This window comes from Ancylobacter mangrovi, from assembly GCF_024752355.1.
In the GTDB taxonomy this organism is placed as follows: Bacteria; Pseudomonadota; Alphaproteobacteria; order Rhizobiales; family Xanthobacteraceae; genus Ancylobacter; species Ancylobacter mangrovi.
In genome coordinates, this window is record NZ_JANTHZ010000001.1 from 172,575 (window position 1) to 190,307 (window position 17,733).

Genomic DNA, 17,733 nt, shown 5'->3' on the forward strand with positions numbered 1-17,733 from the left:
CTTCAGGCGCGGGCGATCCGCACCCGGTTGTCGTGCAGCGCCGCGCCGCCGAAGGGCGCCACCGGGTCCGAGCCGGTGAGGCTGTTGATGCCCTTGCCGCCCTCGTGGGCGCGGTTCGGCCAGATCGATTCCGCCACCACCACGCCGCGCCGCAGGCCGTCGAACAGGCGCGCATGCAGCAGCGTCGCGCCGCGTGCGCTCGCCAGCTCGACGAGATCGCCCTCGGCGAGGCCGAGCCCGACCGCGTCCTCGGGATGGATCATCAGCTCGGGCCGCTTCTCGCGCGCCTGCGAGCCCGGCGTCTCGGTGAAGCTGGAATTGAGGAAGGAGCGCGCCGGCGCGGTGACGAGGCGGAACGGGTACTCCTCGTTCGCCTCCTCGATCACGTCCCAGTGGTCCGGCCATTCCGGCATCGCCTGATGCGGGCCGAACTTCGCCGGCGCCTTGAACGGCACCTTGTTCCATTGCGGGCGCAGCCGGAAGCGGCCGTCCGGCCAGGCGAAGCCCTTCAGGTAATGCGCGGTCTCGAAGTCGGGCTGCACGTCGATGAACCGCCGCTCCTCCAGCTCATCGAGCGTGCCGCGCCCGGAATTGCGCAGCGTCCAGTCGACCAATTCGCGCGGGCTCATGGCGAAGCCGGGGTGCTCCGCCCCGAGCCGGTCCGCGAGCGCGGTGATCACCTCGTGATTGGAGCGGCACTCGCCCGGCGGGTCGACAAGCTTCGGCCCGAGCAGCACATACTGGTTGCCCCCGCCCTGATAGAGATCGTCATGCTCGGTGAACATGGTCGCCGGCAGCACGATGTCGGCCATCTGCGCGGTCTCGGTCATGAACTGCTCATGGACCGCGACGAACAGGTCCTCGCGCGCGAAGCCGCGCCGCACGCGCTCCTGGTCCGGCGCGATCGAGACCGGGTTGGTGTTCTGGATCAGCATGGCGGTGACCGGCGGCCCGCCGGCCAGCGCCTCCTCATCGCCGTCGAGGATCTCGCCGATGCGCGACTGGTCGAGCTGGCGCGCCGCCCCGGCCGGGCCGGTGAGAAGGTCGAGCCCCTCGATCATCCGCTTGTTCCAGCCGAAGATGGCGCCGTTGGTGTGGAAGGCGCCCCCGCCCTCGTGCCGCCAGCTCCCCGCCACCGTGGCAATGCAGGTGACCGCGTGCATGTTCACCGCGCCGTTGCGCGAGCGGGTGAAGCCGTAGCCGGCGCGGATGAAGGTTTTCGGAGTCCGGCCAATGAGTTGCGCGAGTTTCTCGATCTCGTCCGCCGGCATGCCGGTGATGGCTTGCGCCCATTGCGGCCCGCGGTCTTGAAGATGTGATTCAAGACCGGCCGAATCATCAGCGAATTCAGCGAGATAGGCGCGATCGGCAAAGCCGTCCCGGAACAGGACATGCATGATCGCGCAGGCCAGGGCGCCGTCCGTGCCGGGGCGGATGAGCACCGGAACATCGGCCTGCTCCATGGTCGGTGAGCGGTAGACATCGACCACGACGATCTTCGCCCCGCGCTCCTTGCGGGCGCGCACGGCGTGGGTCATCACATTGACCTGCGTCGATACCGGATTGGTGCCCCAGATCACCACGAGGTCCGACTTCGCCATCTCGCGCGGGTCGGGGCCGGCAAGGCGCCCGGGGCCGGCGAGGAAGCCGCTCCAGGCCGGATTGACGCAGATGCTGGAGAAGAAGCGCGAATAGCCCTTTGCATGGGTCAGCCGGTTGATGCCGTCGCGCATCACCAGCCCCATGGTGCCGGCGTAGAAATAGGGCCAGACCGTCTCCGGCCCGTAGCGCCGCTCGGCATCGCGGAAGCGCCCGGCGATCTCGTCCAGCGCCTCGTCCCACGATATCGGCACGAAGCTGCCCGAGCCCTTGGGGCCGGTGCGGCGCAGCGGTTGCGTCAGGCGGTCGGGGTGGTTGGCCCGCTCGGCATAGCGCGCGACCTTGGCGCAGATGACGCCCGCCGTGTAGCTGTTGGCGCGCGAGCCGCGCACCCGGCCGATACGCCCGCCGGAGATGTCGATCTCCAGCGCGCAGGTCGAGGGGCAGTCGTGCGGACAGGCGGAATAGCCGGTGCCGGCGGCGACCGCCGGATGCTTCGGGTCGATGTGCTGGTTCATGAAAGGCGCTCCGCCGCGCAGGATAGCGGAGCGCCTTCCGATTGAACATCACCGGCGGGGCCCGCCGGTGATGATGCGCGCTCAGTGCGAGCCGGCGGCGGCCGCCGAGCGGCGGTTCTTCAGCAACCAGCCGAGGCCGAGCACGAAGGCGATGCCCACGGCGCCGGCCAGATAGTGCGGTACGGCCGCCGCCCTCAGGCCCACCGGGTCCTCCGGGTCCATGACGACGTCGACGAGACCCGCCGAATAGCCCTGCATGAACTCCAGCACCACCTTGTCGCCGACCAGCATCTCGCCGGCGATCCAGCCGAGCAGCGCGGCGCCGAACCAGATCAGGATCGGGAAGCGCGAGATCAGCTTCAGGATGAGCTGCGAGCCGAAGACGATCAGCGGGATGGTCAGCAGCAGGCCGAAGATGAACAGCTCGGCATGGCCGCGCGCCGCCGCCGCGATGGCGACGACGTTATCGAGGCTCATCACCGCATCGGCGATGGCGATGGTGCGCACGGCCTTCCACAGGCTGTCCGAACTCTCGACGTGATGCTCGCCCCCATCCTCGTCCAGCACCAGCTTGATGGCGATCCAGAACAGCAGCGCCGCGCCGACCACCTTGAGGAACGGCACGCCGAGCAGGAACGACACGGCGAGGGCGAAGACGATGCGCAGGCCCACCGCGGCCCCCGCACCGAGCAGGATGCCCCATTTGCGCTGCCGGTCCGGAAGCGACCGGCAGGCGAGCGCGATGACGACCGCATTGTCGCCGGAGAGCAGCAGATCGATCCAGATGATCTGCAGAAGCGAGACCCAGAACACAGGGCTGGTGAAATCCATCGGTTCCTCTCTGGTCGGTAGATCGAGCGTAACCTCCCCCGCGAAACCCTGCCGCCCCTTCTGGCGCCGATCTGGCATACTTTATTATTCGTGCCAGTTTCGACCTCCGGAACGGACGGCGCCCGCGGCCTTTTCAGGTCGCGGGCGCCCCGGCGAGGGAAATCGCGGGCCGGCTCGTCAGGCGTGCGGGTCCGCCGCGTGGGCGGACTGGCGGAACCGCGAGATGATCCAGCCGGCGGCGACGACAAGCACCGCGCCGAGGCCGGCGGCGACATACTCGAAGTGATGGACCGTGGCCTCGCCGAAATATTCGAGGATCTTGATGTCCGAGACGAACATCTCGCCGGCCACCCAGCCGAGCAGTGCCGCGCCGGCCCACACCAGCACCGGGAAGCGGCTGAGCAGGCCCATGATGAGCGCCGCGCCGGCAATGATCATCGGGATGGAGATCACGAGGCCGATGATGATCAGCGTCCAGTTGCCGTCCGCCACGGCCGCGATGGCGACGACGTTGTCGAGGCTCATCACCAGGTCGGCGATGGCGATGGTGCCGACGGCACGCCACAGGCTGTCATGAGCGGTAACGCCGCCCTCCTCGCCCTCAGATTCCGGCAGCACCAGGTCCACGGCGATGTAGAGCAGCGCCAGCGAGCCGACGATGCGCAGCCACGGCAGCCCGAGCAGCACCGCGATGATGGCGGTGAAGACGATACGCATGCCGACCGCGACGCCGGCGCCGAGGATCATGCCGGTGCGCCGCATCTTGTCGGGCAGCGAGCGGCAGGCCATGGCGATGACGACCGCGTTGTCGCCGGAAAGCAGGACGTTGATCCAGATGATCTTCAGGAGTGCAAGCCAGAAGAGCGGCTCAAGGTAGCTCATGATGGTGTTCCCTCACCTTGCCGTCCGCTCCCGAAAAGGGAGATCGAACGTGGTCCTTTGGCGTTGGCGCGCCATTTCAAGGTGAGGCAAGAGGAGGTGACTCCGGCGGGTCCACTCCCGGGCGCTCTTCGGCGCGCCATAATCGGCATCCCCGCTGCGGGCCACTTCTCCAATGGCCGGACCCCCGCAGCGCCCATGGGGCCAACATACATAATAATCTATGCGGCGGCCAAGCCTTCCGGGCAAAATTTCTTGAATCAATGATGCTGCAGACGCACAAATCTACGCTGCCGCGCAAAATGAAAACGCCCCGCCGGTATCCCGACGGGGCGCGAACTCAGCGGAACCTGCCGCAAAGACTATGATCGTCAGCCGACGATCTCATTGCCCGCGAAGAACTGGGCGATCTCGATCGCCGCGTTCTCGAGGCTGTCCGAGCCGTGCGCCGAATTCTCGCCGACCGAGAGGGCGAAGTCCTTGCGGATGGTGCCTTCCGCCGCGTTGGCCGGGTTGGTGGCACCCATCACCTCACGATACTTGGCGACGGCGTTCTCGCCTTCGAGAACCTGCACCACGATCGGCTCGGAGATCATGAAGTCGACGAGCTCGCCGAAGAAGGGGCGCTCCTTGTGCACCGCGTAGAAGGTCTCGGCCTGGGCGCGGGTGAGAAGCATGCGCTTCTGCGCGACGATCCGCAGGCCAGCCTTCTCGATGTAGCTGTTGATGGCGCCAGTCAGGTTGCGCCGGGTCGCGTCCGGCTTGATGATCGAAAAGGTGCGCTCGAGCGCCATGACGTTCGTTCCTTGAAGCCATTTGGGTTGCTGGTTTCGCAGCGGCTTATAGCTGCGCCCCCGGGCGACGACAAGACGAGCCGCACTTGCGAAGAAGAAGTGCCTCCCGAAGCGCTCCTCTAAGCGCCCTTCGACGTCCGCCTGAGCCCCTTCCTTGCCGGAACGACCGGCGCGGCATCCACGCTCGACATGGCGTGCGCATGCGGAAAACGCCGCCCGCGCGCCCTCTATGGTGGAACGCAACGGCGAGCCGGCCGTTCTTGTCCGCAGTGCAGCGCAATGGGGGGCACGACGTGAAGAAGCTCTCACCGATCATGATCGCGGCGACGCTGGCCCTTACGGGCCTTCTCGCCCTTCCCTACGTGTCCGTGGCCGACGCCACCGACAACGGGCAGGCCAAGGTCCCGCAGGGCTACCGGACGTGCTTCATGCAGGAGCGGGCCGTATTCACCGGCACGCCGCGCATGGAGAAAGTGCCCCACTGCGTATTCGCGCGATAAGCGTTATCACGACTTCATGAACGGGTCTTGGAACCTTATCCCCACTACACACGTTAAGACCACGTTAACGGATCACACAGGTCAGCCACGGATGAGTGGAAGCGTATTGCAAACTTCCCTTGGGCCACCCGGAAGGGGCGGCGGCAGGCTTGCGTGCGTATCCGCAGACGAGGAAGGCGCAGTGACGTCATAGCAGGGCCGGTGGCTTCCACCGGCTGGTGGAGGGACCGACATGCTGAAGACGATTGCCATCAGTGCCGTCGCTGCCGTCATGGGTTTCACAGCCCTGTTCGTCGGCGCCGCCTCGGCCACCGGCTATTTCACGCCGAAGCCGAAGGTTGCCACGGTGGAAATTCCGGCCCAGCCGGTTGCTGGTGACTGCGTTATCCAGACGCGCTGGATGAGCGATGCGGGCCGGATGGTCCAGGTCGAGCGCCCCGTCTGCTACTGACACGAGATTTTCAAGGATAGGCTCGCGGCATCCCCACTCCCCCAAGCCCCACGCGAGCCCATACGCCCCGGCTCCTCCCCCCAAGGAGCCGGGGCTCTTTCTTTTCCGGCCCTCCCCGGCCGCTCCCGACACATGAACAGATAGCAACGCGGCGTTCAGCCCGGGTTCCGGCGCATGGCGGCAAGCTCGCGACATCCGGGCCGAGCCCGGACGCCTGACGCGGGGTCGCTGCCGCCGACCTGACCCCGCGCATGCGGCCCCGGTCGGCTGGTGTCCGGCCGGGGCCTTCCCTTTCCCGCGCATCGATTATCCGGCGCAGCCCGGGACCGATCACGCCGATGCGATGGCATCCATCACGGCAGGGAATTGGTGAATCGGCGTGGAACGGCCGATCATGGCCGCTCACCACTGCCGCGAGTGAACGCCATGAACGATCTTGCCGTCGGCCGCTATCGCCAGTTCGCCGGTTACAACGCCTGGGCCAACAGGCGCCTCTACGCCGCCGCCGCGGCCCTCAGCGACGAGCAGTACCGCGCCGAGCGCGGCGCCTTCTTCGGCTCCGTGCACGGCACGCTGAACCACCTGCTGGTGACCGATCGCATATGGATGCGCCGCATCACCGGCAGCGGCGAGGCGCCCGACCGGCTCGACGCCATTCTGTTCGACACGCTGCCGGAACTCGCCACCGCGCGCCATGTGGAGGACGAGCGGATCAGCGCCTTCGTCGACACGCTCAGCGACTGCGTGCTGATGGCGGATCTGCACTATGCCAATATGAGCGGGAAGCCCTTCGTCCAGCCGGTCGCCGGCGTGCTCGACCACCTCTTCAACCACCAGACCCATCATCGGGGGCAGGCGCACTGCCTCATCAGCGGCTTTCTCGGCAATGCCGCGACGCCCTCGCTCGATTTGCTGATGTTCCAGCGCGAGGCCGGCCTCGCCCACGCCGAGCCGAGCTGAGCCCTCACGCCGGCGGGCGGGCGGCGTGGCGCTGATCCGACAGGCGCCGAGTGGGACGAAATGTTCGGCCCGAAGGCTCTTGCCCGCCCGCCGCACGCGCGGCACAAGACGGGCATGATCTCCTTCGACGACATCTCCCTGCGCATCGCCGGCCGCCTGCTGATCGACCACGCCTCGGCCTTCATACCGGACGGGGCGCGGGTCGGCCTCGTCGGCCGCAACGGTGCCGGCAAGACGACGCTGTTCCGCGCCATCACCGGCGAGATGGCGCTGGAGACCGGAAACATCCGCATTCCCCAGGGCATCCGTATCGGCCAGGTGGCGCAGGAGGCCCCGGCCGGGCCGGAGCGGCTGATCGACATCGTGCTCGCCGCCGATGTCGAGCGCGCCCGGCTCATCGACGAGCAGGCGACGGCGAGCGATCCGGCGCGGATCGCCGAGATCGAGCTGCGGCTCGCCGATATCGGCGCGCATGCCGCCCCGGCGCGGGCGGCGCGGATCCTCGCCGGGCTCGGCTTCGACGAGGCGGCGCAGCAGCGCCCCTGCTCCGACTTTTCCGGCGGCTGGCGCATGCGCGTCGCTCTCGCCGCCATCCTGTTCGCCGAGCCGGACCTGCTGCTGCTCGACGAACCGACCAACTATCTCGATCTCGAGGGCACGCTCTGGCTGCAGGACTATCTCGCGCGCTATCCGCACACGGTGCTGATCGTCAGCCATGACCGCGAGCTTCTGAACGCCTCGGTCTCCTCCATCCTCCATCTGGAGAGCGCCAAGCTCACCCTCTGGCGCGGCGGCTATGATTCCTTCGAGCGCCAGCGGGCGGAGAAGCTGGTGCTCGACCAGAAGGCGCGCACCAAGCAGGACGCGCGGCGCAAGCATATGGAATCGTTCGTCGAACGATTCCGTGCCAAGGCATCGAAGGCGCGCCAGGCGCAATCGCGGTTGAAGGCGCTGGCGCGCATGGCACCGATCGCCGAAGCCGTCGGCGAGGCCGCGGCGGCAATCTCGATCCGCCATCCCGCGCGCATTCCCTCCCCGCCCATCCTCGCGCTCGACAATGTGAGCGTCGGCTACCAGTCGGGCCAGCCGGTGCTGCGCAACCTGACATTGCGCATCGACCATGACGACCGGATCGCGCTGCTCGGACCGAACGGCAACGGCAAGTCCACCTTCGCCAAGCTGATCGCCGGGCGGCTGGAGTCGCAGGGCGGCTCGATGGTGCGCGCGGCCGGGCTGGAGATCGCCTATCTCGCCCAGCACCAGCTCGACGAACTGGTGGCCGAGCAGAGCGTCTACGATCACGTGCGCCGGCTGATGCCCGACGCGCCCGAGGCCAAGGTGCGCTCGCGCGCCGCCGAGCTCGGCTTTTCCGGCGGAACGGCGGACACCACGATCGCGGCGCTGTCGGGCGGGGAGAAGGCGCGCCTGCTGCTCGGCCTCGCCGCCTTTCACGGGCCGCATCTGCTGATTCTCGACGAGCCGACCAACCATCTCGACATCGCCGCGCGGCAGGCGCTGATCGAGGCGCTGAACGACTATCCGGGCGCGGTGATCCTGATCAGCCACGACCGCTCCCTGCTCGATGCCAGCGCCGAGCGGCTGTGGCTGGTGGCCGACGGCACGGTGCGCGCGTTCGAGGGCGACCTCGAGGAGTATCAGCGTCTCGTGGTCGGCCGCGGCGCGTCCTCGCAGCGCAAGGAGGCGGCCGGCTCGCGCGCGCAGGAGCGCCGGCAGGCCGCCGAAAAGCGGGCCGAGACCGCGCCGCTGCGCAAGAAGATCAAGGAAACCGAATCACTTATCGCCAAGCTTGAACGCAGTGTGTCAGGGCTCGATGGCCTGCTGGCGGACGAGACTCTCTACAGCCGCGACCCCGCCCGCGCCCAGCGCATCGCGCGCGAACGCGCCGACGCCGCGACCGCCCTCGCCGAGGCCGAGGAGGCGTGGCTGGAACTCGCGACCGCACTCGAGAGCGCCGAAACTGGCGAGGTGTGAATGTCATTCGTTCCCATTCGGTGGGAACGGGAGATTCGGGAAGGCCTTATTCGCGCAGCGCATCCGAGCGGCGGGCATGACCGAAGCTGCCATGAGCATTTGCGCCGTCGCGCGCGCCACGCCGCGGCCGGGTAGACACGCGTCGATCAAGCCGCAGACGACCGATACAACCGCTGACGACCGGACATAATGGCGGGCGGCTGGCGAAAGCGACGCGCTTGCCAGCCTGCCGGAATTTCACTTCAGAAGATTGTCTGGTTCGGCCAGCGACAGGTCTGTCTCGCAACTAATGCCGGCAGCATGTGGATACGCACATGCCTCGCTCCGCCTGCTGACCAGCCTCGACCTCGCGTCAAGCCGTTCGCGGCACGTACAAGGACGGGTGCCCCGAGGCAGGTCTCGCCGAGGACGTTCATGCCGGCACCCATGGCAAGGCACCCCGTGGGTCGACATCCAAGGCCGACACTCATAGGTCGACACTCACACGCTGACGCGACCAACCGAACGTGCGCCCGCATTCGTCCTGTTGATCGGCGCGGATCGCCGCCCAATCAACTGAGCCGGCAAAACAGCCACCTGGACCTAGCTCGCTCCGCGCACCTTTGCCGGCGGACGCGACGGCCGAGCTCACCGGCGTCCAGACAAAAAGAAACCCCGGCACAAGGCCGGGGTTTCCAGAAGGACCGTTCTGATCAGATCAGAAGGTGCGGCGAACCGACAGCAGGACCTGGTTGAAGTCCGAGTTGCTGGTCAGGTTGCCCTTGTAGTCGTAAACCGGCTGGTTGTAGTTCGCCTCGCCGTAGGTGTACTGGGCGACGAACAGCAGGCCCTTGACGGGGCTCCAGTTCAGGCTGGCGCCAACGTTGAAGAGGTCGAAGCTCGACGTGGTGGTGTTGGTCGGGATGTCCGCCTCACCGTAGTTGCCGAACACGACGCCGTAGACGTTCGGCGAGAAGAAGTGGGTCAGCTCGCCAGCGATGGTCCAGCTCTTCGACGACTCGTAGCTGTCGGTCACCGGGTTGTAGTACAGGTCGTAGACCGCGCTGATCGGCGCGTACGAACCGTTGATGCCGGTGTACTCGGAAGCGCCATCAGCGTAGGTGCCTTCGATGTACAGCGTGTCACCTTCGCCGAAGGTCGGCAGGTTGAACTTCACGCCGCCCAGGACGGCCCAACCCACGTCGTCGCCGCTGCTCCAGCCGTAGTAGTCGGAGTCCAGCTGACGGACCATGCCCGAAATCTGGAAGCCGCCCCACTCGCCTTCGTAGTTGATGTTGCCGATGAGGGCCGGGATGTCGGTCTCGGTGTCGCCGTAGATGTCGTAGTCGACGCCGTCAGCGCGCGAGGAGTCGTCCTCGATCGAGATCGTGGCCGTGAAGCCGTTGCCGAAGTCCGCGGTGTAAGCGGCGACGATCGAGTTCTCGTCCGAGGTGATTTCGATCGAGTCGACACCCCAAACGTTGTTGTCGGCGTAGTAGTCGAAGAACGACTGAACCTTACCGAAGGTGAACCCAGCGAACTGGATGTAACCCTTGTCGAGGTTCGAGTTGGTCGACTCCGAGAAGTTCGAACCGCCGCCGCCGTAGGTCAGGCGATACTCGAAGTACGAACGCAGCGTGCCGTACTCGGTCTGGGTGCGGGCGTCGACGCGCAGAGCGCCACGAGCCAGGAAGTAGGAGTCCTGGTACTCGTCCTTCGGCAGGTACGAGAAATCCTGGTAGTAGTAATCGGTCTGCACGAAGCCACCGATCTTCAGGCACGTGTCAGAGCCGGGAATGTAATAGAAGCCCGCACCGTAGGTGGAGCAGATCTTCACGTATTCCGCAGCCTTCGCCTTCACAGGCAGATCGGCCGCCGCAGCAGTCCCGACCATAGCAAGCCCGGCAACAGAGCCGAGCAGCGCGTTCTTGATGACCGTCTTCAACTTCATTCTCCCCCAAATTGGACCAATGTTGGGTTTTCGATTGTCAGGACTCCCCGCGAGGCGCGGCATCCGTGGAGGATATTGTTGGAAACGCCCGGACGGTGCAAAGCCAAAGTGGCCCCAAACGGGCTCTGGCGGCCATTCCGCGACGGAGTGTTGCCGTCCAGACACAATTTGGGCAAGGGGTATGGCGTTACGCGCGACCCTCGCCGATCAAACTAGAAAAGACGTGGTAAATCAACGGTTAACGCCGTGATGCCGGGACGGGCGGCGCAGGCTCAGCGCCGCTGCCAGCGGCCGTCCGGGCCCTGCTGCCAGTAGGCTATGTCATGCCCGGCGGCCTTCGCGGCGCGCCAGCTCTCGCGGGCCTGGTCCACAGCGTCGGGATCCGCGCCGTCGAACAGGTGAATCACCCGCGCATAGGTATCGGGATCGTCGATGACCGCCTGCTCGACCAGGAAACGCACCGTGGCGCCGTTCGGATTGGCCGGATTCGTGGTCAGGAGAATCGGCTGGCGCGCGGCATCGGGCTGGCGATCGGTGCCGTGCGGCAGGAAGGACGCGTCGTCATAGGTCCACAGGAGCTGGTCGAGCGCCGCCACGCGCTCATCCGTGGTCGCCTGCACCGTGCAGCGCCAGCCCCGCTCGAAGCACTTCTCCAGAAGCTGGGGAAGCGCCGATTCGAGCGGGCGATTCGTCAGGTGATAGAAGAACACCTCGGTCATCGGCCGGTCGCTGCCTCCGATTCGTGGAAAGGCGGCCGCCGGCCGTCGCCGGCGCTCACGATTCGTAGTGCTGCGCCACAAGATGGTCGAGCAGGCGCACGCCCCACCCCGACCCCCAGCTCCGGTTGAACTCGCTCGTGGGCGAGTTCAGGCCGGTGCCGGCGATGTCCAGATGCGCCCATGGCACCTCGCCGACGAAGCGCTTCAGGAACTGCGCGGCGGTGATGGAGCCGCCGAACCGGCCGCCGGTGTTCTTCATGTCGGCGAACTTGGAATCGATGAGCTTGTCGTATTCGGGCGCGAGCGGCATGCGCCACACCTTCTCGCCGGTATCGAGCCCGGCCTGGTGCAGGCGGCCCGCCAGCGCGTCGTCATTGCAGAACAGGCCGGCATTCTCGGTGCCCAGCGCCACCAGAATGGCGCCGGTCAGGGTGGCGAGATCCACCATGAACTGCGGCTTGAAGCGCTCTTTCACGTACCAGAGCACGTCGCCCAGCACGAGCCGCCCCTCGGCATCGGTGTTGATGATCTCGATCGTCTGGCCCGACATCGAGGTCACGATGTCGCCCGGGCGCTGGGCGTTGCCGTCCGGCATGTTCTCGACCAGGCCGATGGCGCCGATCGCGTTCACCTTCGCCTTGCGGCTCGCCAGCGCGTGCATCAGCCCCACCACGCAGGCGGCGCCGGCCATGTCGCCCTTCATGTCCTCCATGCCGGCCGCCTGCTTGATCGAGATGCCGCCGGTGTCGAACACCACGCCCTTGCCGATGAAGGCGACCGGCGCGGTGCCGGACTTGCCGCCGTTCCAGCGCATGACGACGACCTGGCTGTCCTGCTTCGAGCCCTGGCCGACGCCGAGCAGCGCGCCCATGCCGAGCTTCTTCATCTCCTTCTCGCCGAGCACCTCGACATCGACGCCGAGCCTGGAGAGGTCGCCGGTGCGCTTGGCGAATTCGGTCGGGGTGAGAACGTTGGCCGGCTCGTTGACGAGGCTGCGGGCGATCATCACGCCGTCGCCGATGCCCTCGCGCTTGCGGAAGGCGCGCTTCGCCGCGCTGTCGTTCTCTATATATAGAGTCACCTTCGGCTTCGCGGTCGCCTCGTCGGGCTTGGGCCGGGTCTTGTAGCGGTCGAAGGAATAGGCGCGCAGGCGCATGCCGAGCGCGAGCTCGGCGGCGGACTGGGGCGTCACCTCGCCTTCGGGCAGCGCCAGCACCACCGAGACCTCCTTCGCCGCGGCGGGGACCTTGCCCATGATGGAGCCGCCCAGCTTCAGCCAGTCGAACGGCTTGAGCGCGGACGGCTTGCCGACGCCGACCACGATGACGCGGCTGGCGTCGAGCCCGGCGGGCGCCACCAGGTCGAGCGTCTTGCCCGACTTCCCTTCAAAGTGATCCGCGCGCGCCGCGCGGGCGAGGAGGTCGCCGGCCGGCGCCATCAGCGCCTCGACGGCGGGCGCAAAGGCCGGGCCTCCCTCGCTTCCACCCTCGGCCGCGAGAAGCACCACAAGGCCATCGAGGGTGGTGGGAAGCCCCGCGAAACTGATTTTTACCGTATCGCCCATCGTCGTTTCCACTTTCGCATCCGGATTGTGGGTCATGTTTAGCCGAATGACGCTGCCACGACGAGGGCCCCGATACGGCCAGATTCGCGGTCCTTATCCACTCGCCGGCACGAGTGAATTGCACCGCGCGCCGTGCCCGCTTATTGATCGCATTCCACCTTGCCGACGCTCGGGGCGGCGGACGTTTCGGAAGGCACGACAGGGAACGCCGCTTGATGACCCGACTTGACCGCTATGTCTTCCGCTCGGCAGCGTTCGCCTTCGTGGGCACGCTCGCGGTCCTCACCGGCATGATCTGGGTGACGCAGGCCCTGCGCCAGCTCGACATTATGACGACGCAGGGCCAGACCATCGTGGCCTTCATCGTCATCACCAGCCTCGCCCTGCCCGCGCTGATCCTCGGCCTCGCGCCAGCGGCGCTGTTCATCGCCGTGTCCCATACCCTGTTCCGTATGAACAGCGATTCGGAAATCGTGGTCGCCAGCGCGGCGGGCATCTCGACCTGGCGCTTCCTGCGGCCGCTGATCATCCTCGCCCTGCTGGTGGCGGCGGGCTGCACCGCCCTGTCGATGGAGCTGGTGCCGGCGGCGATGCGCCAGTTCCGCTATGAAATCTCGCGCGTGCGCGCGGACGTGGTCGCCTTCATCGCCCAGCCCGGACGATTCACCACGCTCGCCGACGGCATCGTGTTCAATGTGCGCGAGCGCAATTCCAGCGGCGTCCTCGGCGGCATCTTCATCAATGACGCGCGCAACCCCAACGAGGTGAACACCTATCTCGCCGACCGCGGCCAGGTGGTGGACACCCAGGAGGGCACGTTCCTCATCCTCGAGGACGGCGCCATCCACCGGCGCACGCCGGGCAAGTCGGACAGCAACGTGGTCGAGTTCCAGCGCTACGCCTTCGACCTGTCGCCCTTCACCTCGGCGGGCGACAACGCGGTCTATCGCGCGCCCGAACGCTCGTTCAGCGAGTTGCTCCACCCCGACCCGAACGATCCCGGCTACCAGCAGGACCCCGGCCGCTACACCGAGGAGATCCATCGCCGCCTGTCGCTGCCGCTCTACGTGCTCGCCTTCTTCGGCATCGCGGTGGCCGCGCTCGCCGAGCCGCGCACGACGCGCGAAGGGCGCGGGCTCGCGCTCGCGGCGACGGCGCCCTACGTGATCGTGCTGCAAGTGGTGAGCTTCGGCCTCATCAATCAGGTGCGCCACGACCCCGACCTGGTGCCGATCGTTTATGTGGTCCCGATCGTCTTCCTCATCGGCTCGGCGCTCTCGCTGAGCGGCCGGTTCAAGCCGCGCATGCCGGAAGCGATGCGGCGCCATATCGACCAGATGGCGCAGCGCGTCGTGCGCGCGACGGTCGATTGAGGCGCGCCATGGTTGCAGCAATCGTCTGCGGGGACCGCCCGTGATCGGACGCACGCTCGGGCTCTATTTCGGCCGCCGCTTCCTCGGCTCGGTGCTCGGCATCTTCGTCGGCTGCGCCGTGCTGATCATGCTGATCGACTTCCTCGAGATGTCGCGGCGCGTGGGCGAGCGCGACGTCGACAGCCTCACCCTGCTGCTGCTGATCATCTACCGCGCGCCCTTCTTCACCGAGCAGCTCCTGCCGTTCGCGGTGCTGTTCGGCGCCATCGGCACCTTCCTCACCCTGTCGCGCCGGCTGGAACTGGTGGTGGCGCGCGCGGCCGGGGTCTCGGCGTGGCAGTTCATCACCCCCGCCTGCATCATCGCCATGCTGCTCGGGGTGGTCTCGACGACGGTCTACAATCCCGTTTCGGCCGAGTTCAAGGAACGCGCGAACCGGATCGAGGCGGAGATCTTCAACCGCCAGACCGGCCTTTTCTCCTCGACCAGCGCCGGTTTCTGGATCCGCCAGCAGAGCGTCGACGGGCAGGCCATCATCCAGGCCGCCGCCAAGACGGACGGCGGGCGGCAGCTTTCCGGGGTGAACGTGTTCCTGTTCGGGCGCGACGGGAAGCTGGAAGAGCGCATCGAGGCGCGCAACGCGACGCTCGAAGACAGTGCATGGCGACTCCATGACGCGCGCGTCTTAACGCCTGGAATAGGTTTGCAGAATTACGATACCTACATGGTCGCGACGAATCTCACCCCGAATCAGGTCCAGGAATCGCTGCAGAGCGAAACCGTGTCCTTCTGGGACCTGCCCGCTGCGGTCGATGCCGCCACGCGGGTCGGCTTCGGCGCGGAACGTTATCGGCTGCAATATCAGAGCCTTCTCGCCCGTCCCATGCTGTTGCTGGCGATGGTGCTTATCGCTGCCTCGCTCAGCCTCCGCGTCTTTCGATTTGGGGGCATCGGGCAGACGATTCTCGGTGGCGTGGCCGCCGGCTTTCTGCTTTATGTTTCGACCAAGCTTGCCGAGGATCTCGGTGAGGTCGGGATTGTGCATCCCGTGATTGCAGCGTGGTTTCCAGCGGTCGTTGGAGCATTGATGGGTATTCTCATCCTGCTTCACCGGGAGGACGGATGAAGGTCGGCAACGTCGACGCCGGCCAGTCCGGGGTGGTGAAGAAGCGGTTCAAGGACCGCCTGCACGCCTCGGCCTGTTGGCTGTTCTTTACGGTAGTTACCAGCACGTTGGGTACGCTTGTCCCGGCGCATCAGGCGCTCGCGCAGGAGCCGGGCGGGGCGGCAATGGCGCGCGACATGCTGAGCAAGCGCCAGTCGGACCCCAACGCCAAGATGCTCGTGACCGCGGATGAGCTCGTCTACGACTACACCCGCAACGAGGTGATCGCGAACGGCAACGTCCAGATCTACTATGACGGGAACGTGCTGGAGGCGAAGCGCGTGGTCTATGACCGCGCCAACAACCGCCTGCGTGCCGAAGGCGGCGTCCGGCTGAAGGATTCCACCGGCCAGATCATCTCCGCCGAGAACCTCGACCTCTCCCAGCAGTTCACCGACGGCTTCGTGAACTCGCTGCGCATCGACACGCCCGACAACATGCATTTCACAGCCGCGCGGGCCGACCGCTCCGGCGGCGACACGACCGTGCTCACCAGCGGCGCCTACACGCCCTGCGAACCTTGTAAGGAACATCCGGAAAAGCCCCCCCTGTGGCAGGTGAAGGCGGCGCGGATCATCCACAAGGAAAAGGAGCAGATGATCTATTTCGAGGACGCCCGGCTGGAGTTCTTCGGCGTCCCGATCGCATGGGTCCCCTACCTGTCCGCTCCCGACCCGACGGTGAAGCGCAAGTCGGGCTTCCTGATGCCGAAATTCATCAACACCAGCGAGATCGGCTACGGCGCGACGATTCCCTATTTCTGGAACATCGCGCCGAACATGGACGTGACCTTCTCGCCGCTGTTCGTCTCCAAGCAGGGCGTGCTGCTGGACGGCGAGTTCCGGCACCGGCTGGATACCGGCGTCTACTCGATCCGCGCCGCCGGCATCGAGCAGCAGGACAAGGACGAATTCCTCGACCAGCCCGGCTACCGCGACCAGCGCGGCATGCTGGAGACGCACGGCCGGTTCAACATCAACGAGCAATGGTACTGGGGCTGGGACGGCTGGCTAACCTCCGATGAAACCTTCATGGAGGACTACAACCTCATCGACGATTCGACGCGCGAGGTGGTCTCCCAGCTCTACCTGATCGGCCAGGGCGACCGCAGCTACTTCGATGCGCGCACGCAGTACTTCACCGGCCTGACCGCCTACGACAACCAGGACCAGCTCCCGGTGATCGCACCGGTGATCGACTACTCGAAGACGCTCGACAAGTCGGTGTTCGGCGGCGAGTTCAGCTACGACTTCAACCTGACCAGCCTCACCCGCGACGAGGTGGACCTGCGCGCCACCTCCGCGGCCTACGCTTCGGCGGTGAGCTATGAGGGTCCGGCCAACGAGTGCGACCTCACCAAGGTCGGTGCCGATCCCGCCGCCCAGCGGTCGGACTGCCTGATGCGCGGCATGGCCGGCACCTATACCCGCCTGTCGGGCCAGGCGGACTGGCGCCGGACCTTCATCGACGATGCCGGGCAGGTGTGGACGCCGTTCCTGAACGTGCGGGTCGACGTCGCCGCGGTCGAGGCCGAGGCCGCCGACGAGCCCTGGCTGTCGAGCGGGGATGAATCGCTCGTGCGCGCCATGCCGGCGGTCGGCCTCGAATATCGCTATCCGTTCATGTCGGTCGAGAGCTGGGGCACCCAGACGCTGGAGCCGATCGCGCAGATCATCGCGCGCCCGGACGAGTCCGACATCGGCAAGTTCCCGAACGAAGACGCCCAGAGCCTGATCTTCGACGACACCAACCTGTTCGAGATCAACAAGTACTCGGGCTATGACCGGGTGGAAGGCGGCGGCCGCGCCAACGTCGGCCTGCAATACATCGCCAACATCAACGGCGCGGGCCAGGTCAACGCCCTGTTCGGCCAGTCCTACCAGCTGTTCGGCAAGAACTCCTACGAATACGAGGACATGGCGAACACCGGCGCCGAGTCCGGCCTCGACCAGGACGTGTCGGACTATGTGGCGCGCGTCTACTACGCGCCGACCAACGACCTGTCGCTGGTCAACCGCTTCCGCTTCTCCGAGGACGACTGGTCGGTGCAGCGCTACGAGCTGGAAGGCCGGGCGGTCGTGAACAAGCTCATGCTCTCGGCGACCTACGGCCTCTACGCCGCGCAGCCCGAACTCGGCTATTACGAGCAGCGCGAGGGCCTGCTGGGCACCGGCCAGTACAAGATCAATCAGAACTGGAGCGTGATGGGCGCGGCGCGCTACAATCTGCGCCAGGACGAGATCGACTACACGCTGTTCGGCATCTCCTACGCCGACGAGTGCTTCGGCCTGACGCTGAGCTACAAGTCGGACTACACGGAGAGCGGGAACCGCGAGCGGGTCGACACGGTGCTGCTGACCGTGAGCCTGCGGACGCTGGGCGCTGCCGGGTTCTCCAGCAACGTCGGCGACTCGTCGAGTTCGAACTGATCGGCAGGACCCGGCGCGCTTTCTGCGCC

General features: G+C 66.5%; 14 protein-coding genes. 7 read left to right on the forward strand and 7 right to left on the reverse strand.

The features are described from left to right. Window positions 1-2 precede the first annotated feature (2 nt). The 4 genes from NVS89_RS00750 to ndk all read right to left on the reverse strand — a co-directional run bounded on the left by NVS89_RS00750 (window position 3) and on the right by ndk (window position 4,621). A complete protein-coding gene (locus NVS89_RS00750; protein ID WP_258730557.1) occupies window positions 3-2,117 on the reverse strand; it encodes a molybdopterin-containing oxidoreductase family protein in 2,115 nt (704 codons plus the stop codon). Between the two features lie 81 nt (window positions 2,118-2,198). Continuing rightward, on the reverse strand, window positions 2,199-2,948 hold the full coding sequence (locus tag NVS89_RS00755) for a TerC family protein (RefSeq protein WP_258730558.1): 750 nt from the start codon (window positions 2,946-2,948) through the stop codon (window positions 2,199-2,201). 177 nt (window positions 2,949-3,125) lie between these two features. Then, window positions 3,126-3,830: a TerC family protein gene (locus NVS89_RS00760; RefSeq protein WP_258730559.1), complete on the reverse strand. Its 705-nt coding sequence runs from the start codon at window positions 3,828-3,830 to the stop codon at window positions 3,126-3,128. Window positions 3,831-4,198: 368 nt separating this feature from the next. Then, window positions 4,199-4,621 (reverse strand): nucleoside-diphosphate kinase, encoded by a 423-nt coding sequence (ndk, locus tag NVS89_RS00765; protein ID WP_258730560.1) that lies wholly within the window; start codon window positions 4,619-4,621, stop codon window positions 4,199-4,201. 293 nt (window positions 4,622-4,914) lie between these two features. Between ndk and NVS89_RS00770 the strand changes: the two genes are divergently transcribed. The 4 genes from NVS89_RS00770 to NVS89_RS00785 all read left to right on the forward strand — a co-directional run bounded on the left by NVS89_RS00770 (window position 4,915) and on the right by NVS89_RS00785 (window position 8,524). Next, window positions 4,915-5,121 (forward strand): hypothetical protein, encoded by a 207-nt coding sequence (locus tag NVS89_RS00770; protein WP_258730561.1) that lies wholly within the window; start codon window positions 4,915-4,917, stop codon window positions 5,119-5,121. Between the two features lie 232 nt (window positions 5,122-5,353). Beyond that, window positions 5,354-5,572, forward strand: coding sequence for a hypothetical protein (locus tag NVS89_RS00775; RefSeq protein ID WP_258730562.1), 219 nt, complete (start codon window positions 5,354-5,356; stop codon window positions 5,570-5,572). 426 nt (window positions 5,573-5,998) lie between these two features. Then, entirely contained in the window at window positions 5,999-6,532 is a 534-nt protein-coding gene (locus NVS89_RS00780) for a DinB family protein (RefSeq protein ID WP_258730564.1), read from the forward strand. Window positions 6,533-6,646: 114 nt separating this feature from the next. Next, window positions 6,647-8,524 carry an ATP-binding cassette domain-containing protein gene (locus NVS89_RS00785; RefSeq protein WP_258730565.1) on the forward strand — a complete coding sequence of 626 codons (1,878 nt, stop codon included), beginning with the start codon at window positions 6,647-6,649 and terminating at the stop codon, window positions 8,522-8,524. A 697-nt stretch (window positions 8,525-9,221) separates the two neighbouring features. On the opposite strand, the gene NVS89_RS00790 is transcribed toward NVS89_RS00785, so the two are convergent. The 3 genes from NVS89_RS00790 to NVS89_RS00800 all read right to left on the reverse strand — a co-directional run bounded on the left by NVS89_RS00790 (window position 9,222) and on the right by NVS89_RS00800 (window position 12,737). Then, the gene (locus NVS89_RS00790; protein WP_374114504.1) at window positions 9,222-10,454 is read right to left on the reverse strand and encodes a porin; all 1,233 of its coding nucleotides are present in this window, start codon (window positions 10,452-10,454) and stop codon (window positions 9,222-9,224) included. A 272-nt stretch (window positions 10,455-10,726) separates the two neighbouring features. Continuing rightward, the gene (locus NVS89_RS00795; RefSeq protein ID WP_258730567.1) at window positions 10,727-11,173 is read right to left on the reverse strand and encodes a DNA polymerase III subunit chi; all 447 of its coding nucleotides are present in this window, start codon (window positions 11,171-11,173) and stop codon (window positions 10,727-10,729) included. A gap of 55 nt (window positions 11,174-11,228) precedes the next feature. Beyond that, window positions 11,229-12,737, reverse strand: coding sequence for a leucyl aminopeptidase (locus tag NVS89_RS00800; protein WP_258730568.1), 1,509 nt, complete (start codon window positions 12,735-12,737; stop codon window positions 11,229-11,231). 215 nt (window positions 12,738-12,952) lie between these two features. Here NVS89_RS00800 and lptF point away from each other — a divergent pair, with 215 nt between their 5' ends. From lptF to NVS89_RS00815, 3 genes are read left to right on the forward strand one after another with little or no spacing between them, the layout of a single operon-like run. Further along, window positions 12,953-14,110 (forward strand): LPS export ABC transporter permease LptF, encoded by a 1,158-nt coding sequence (lptF, locus tag NVS89_RS00805; RefSeq protein WP_258730569.1) that lies wholly within the window; start codon window positions 12,953-12,955, stop codon window positions 14,108-14,110. 40 nt (window positions 14,111-14,150) lie between these two features. Further along, window positions 14,151-15,236, forward strand: coding sequence for an LPS export ABC transporter permease LptG (gene lptG / locus NVS89_RS00810; RefSeq protein WP_258730570.1), 1,086 nt, complete (start codon window positions 14,151-14,153; stop codon window positions 15,234-15,236). Next, complete coding sequence (locus tag NVS89_RS00815; protein ID WP_258730571.1) at window positions 15,233-17,704, forward strand: LPS-assembly protein LptD; 2,472 nt, start codon at window positions 15,233-15,235, stop codon at window positions 17,702-17,704. Before lptG ends, NVS89_RS00815 begins: the two co-directional genes overlap by 4 nt. Window positions 17,705-17,733: the final 29 nt, after the last annotated feature.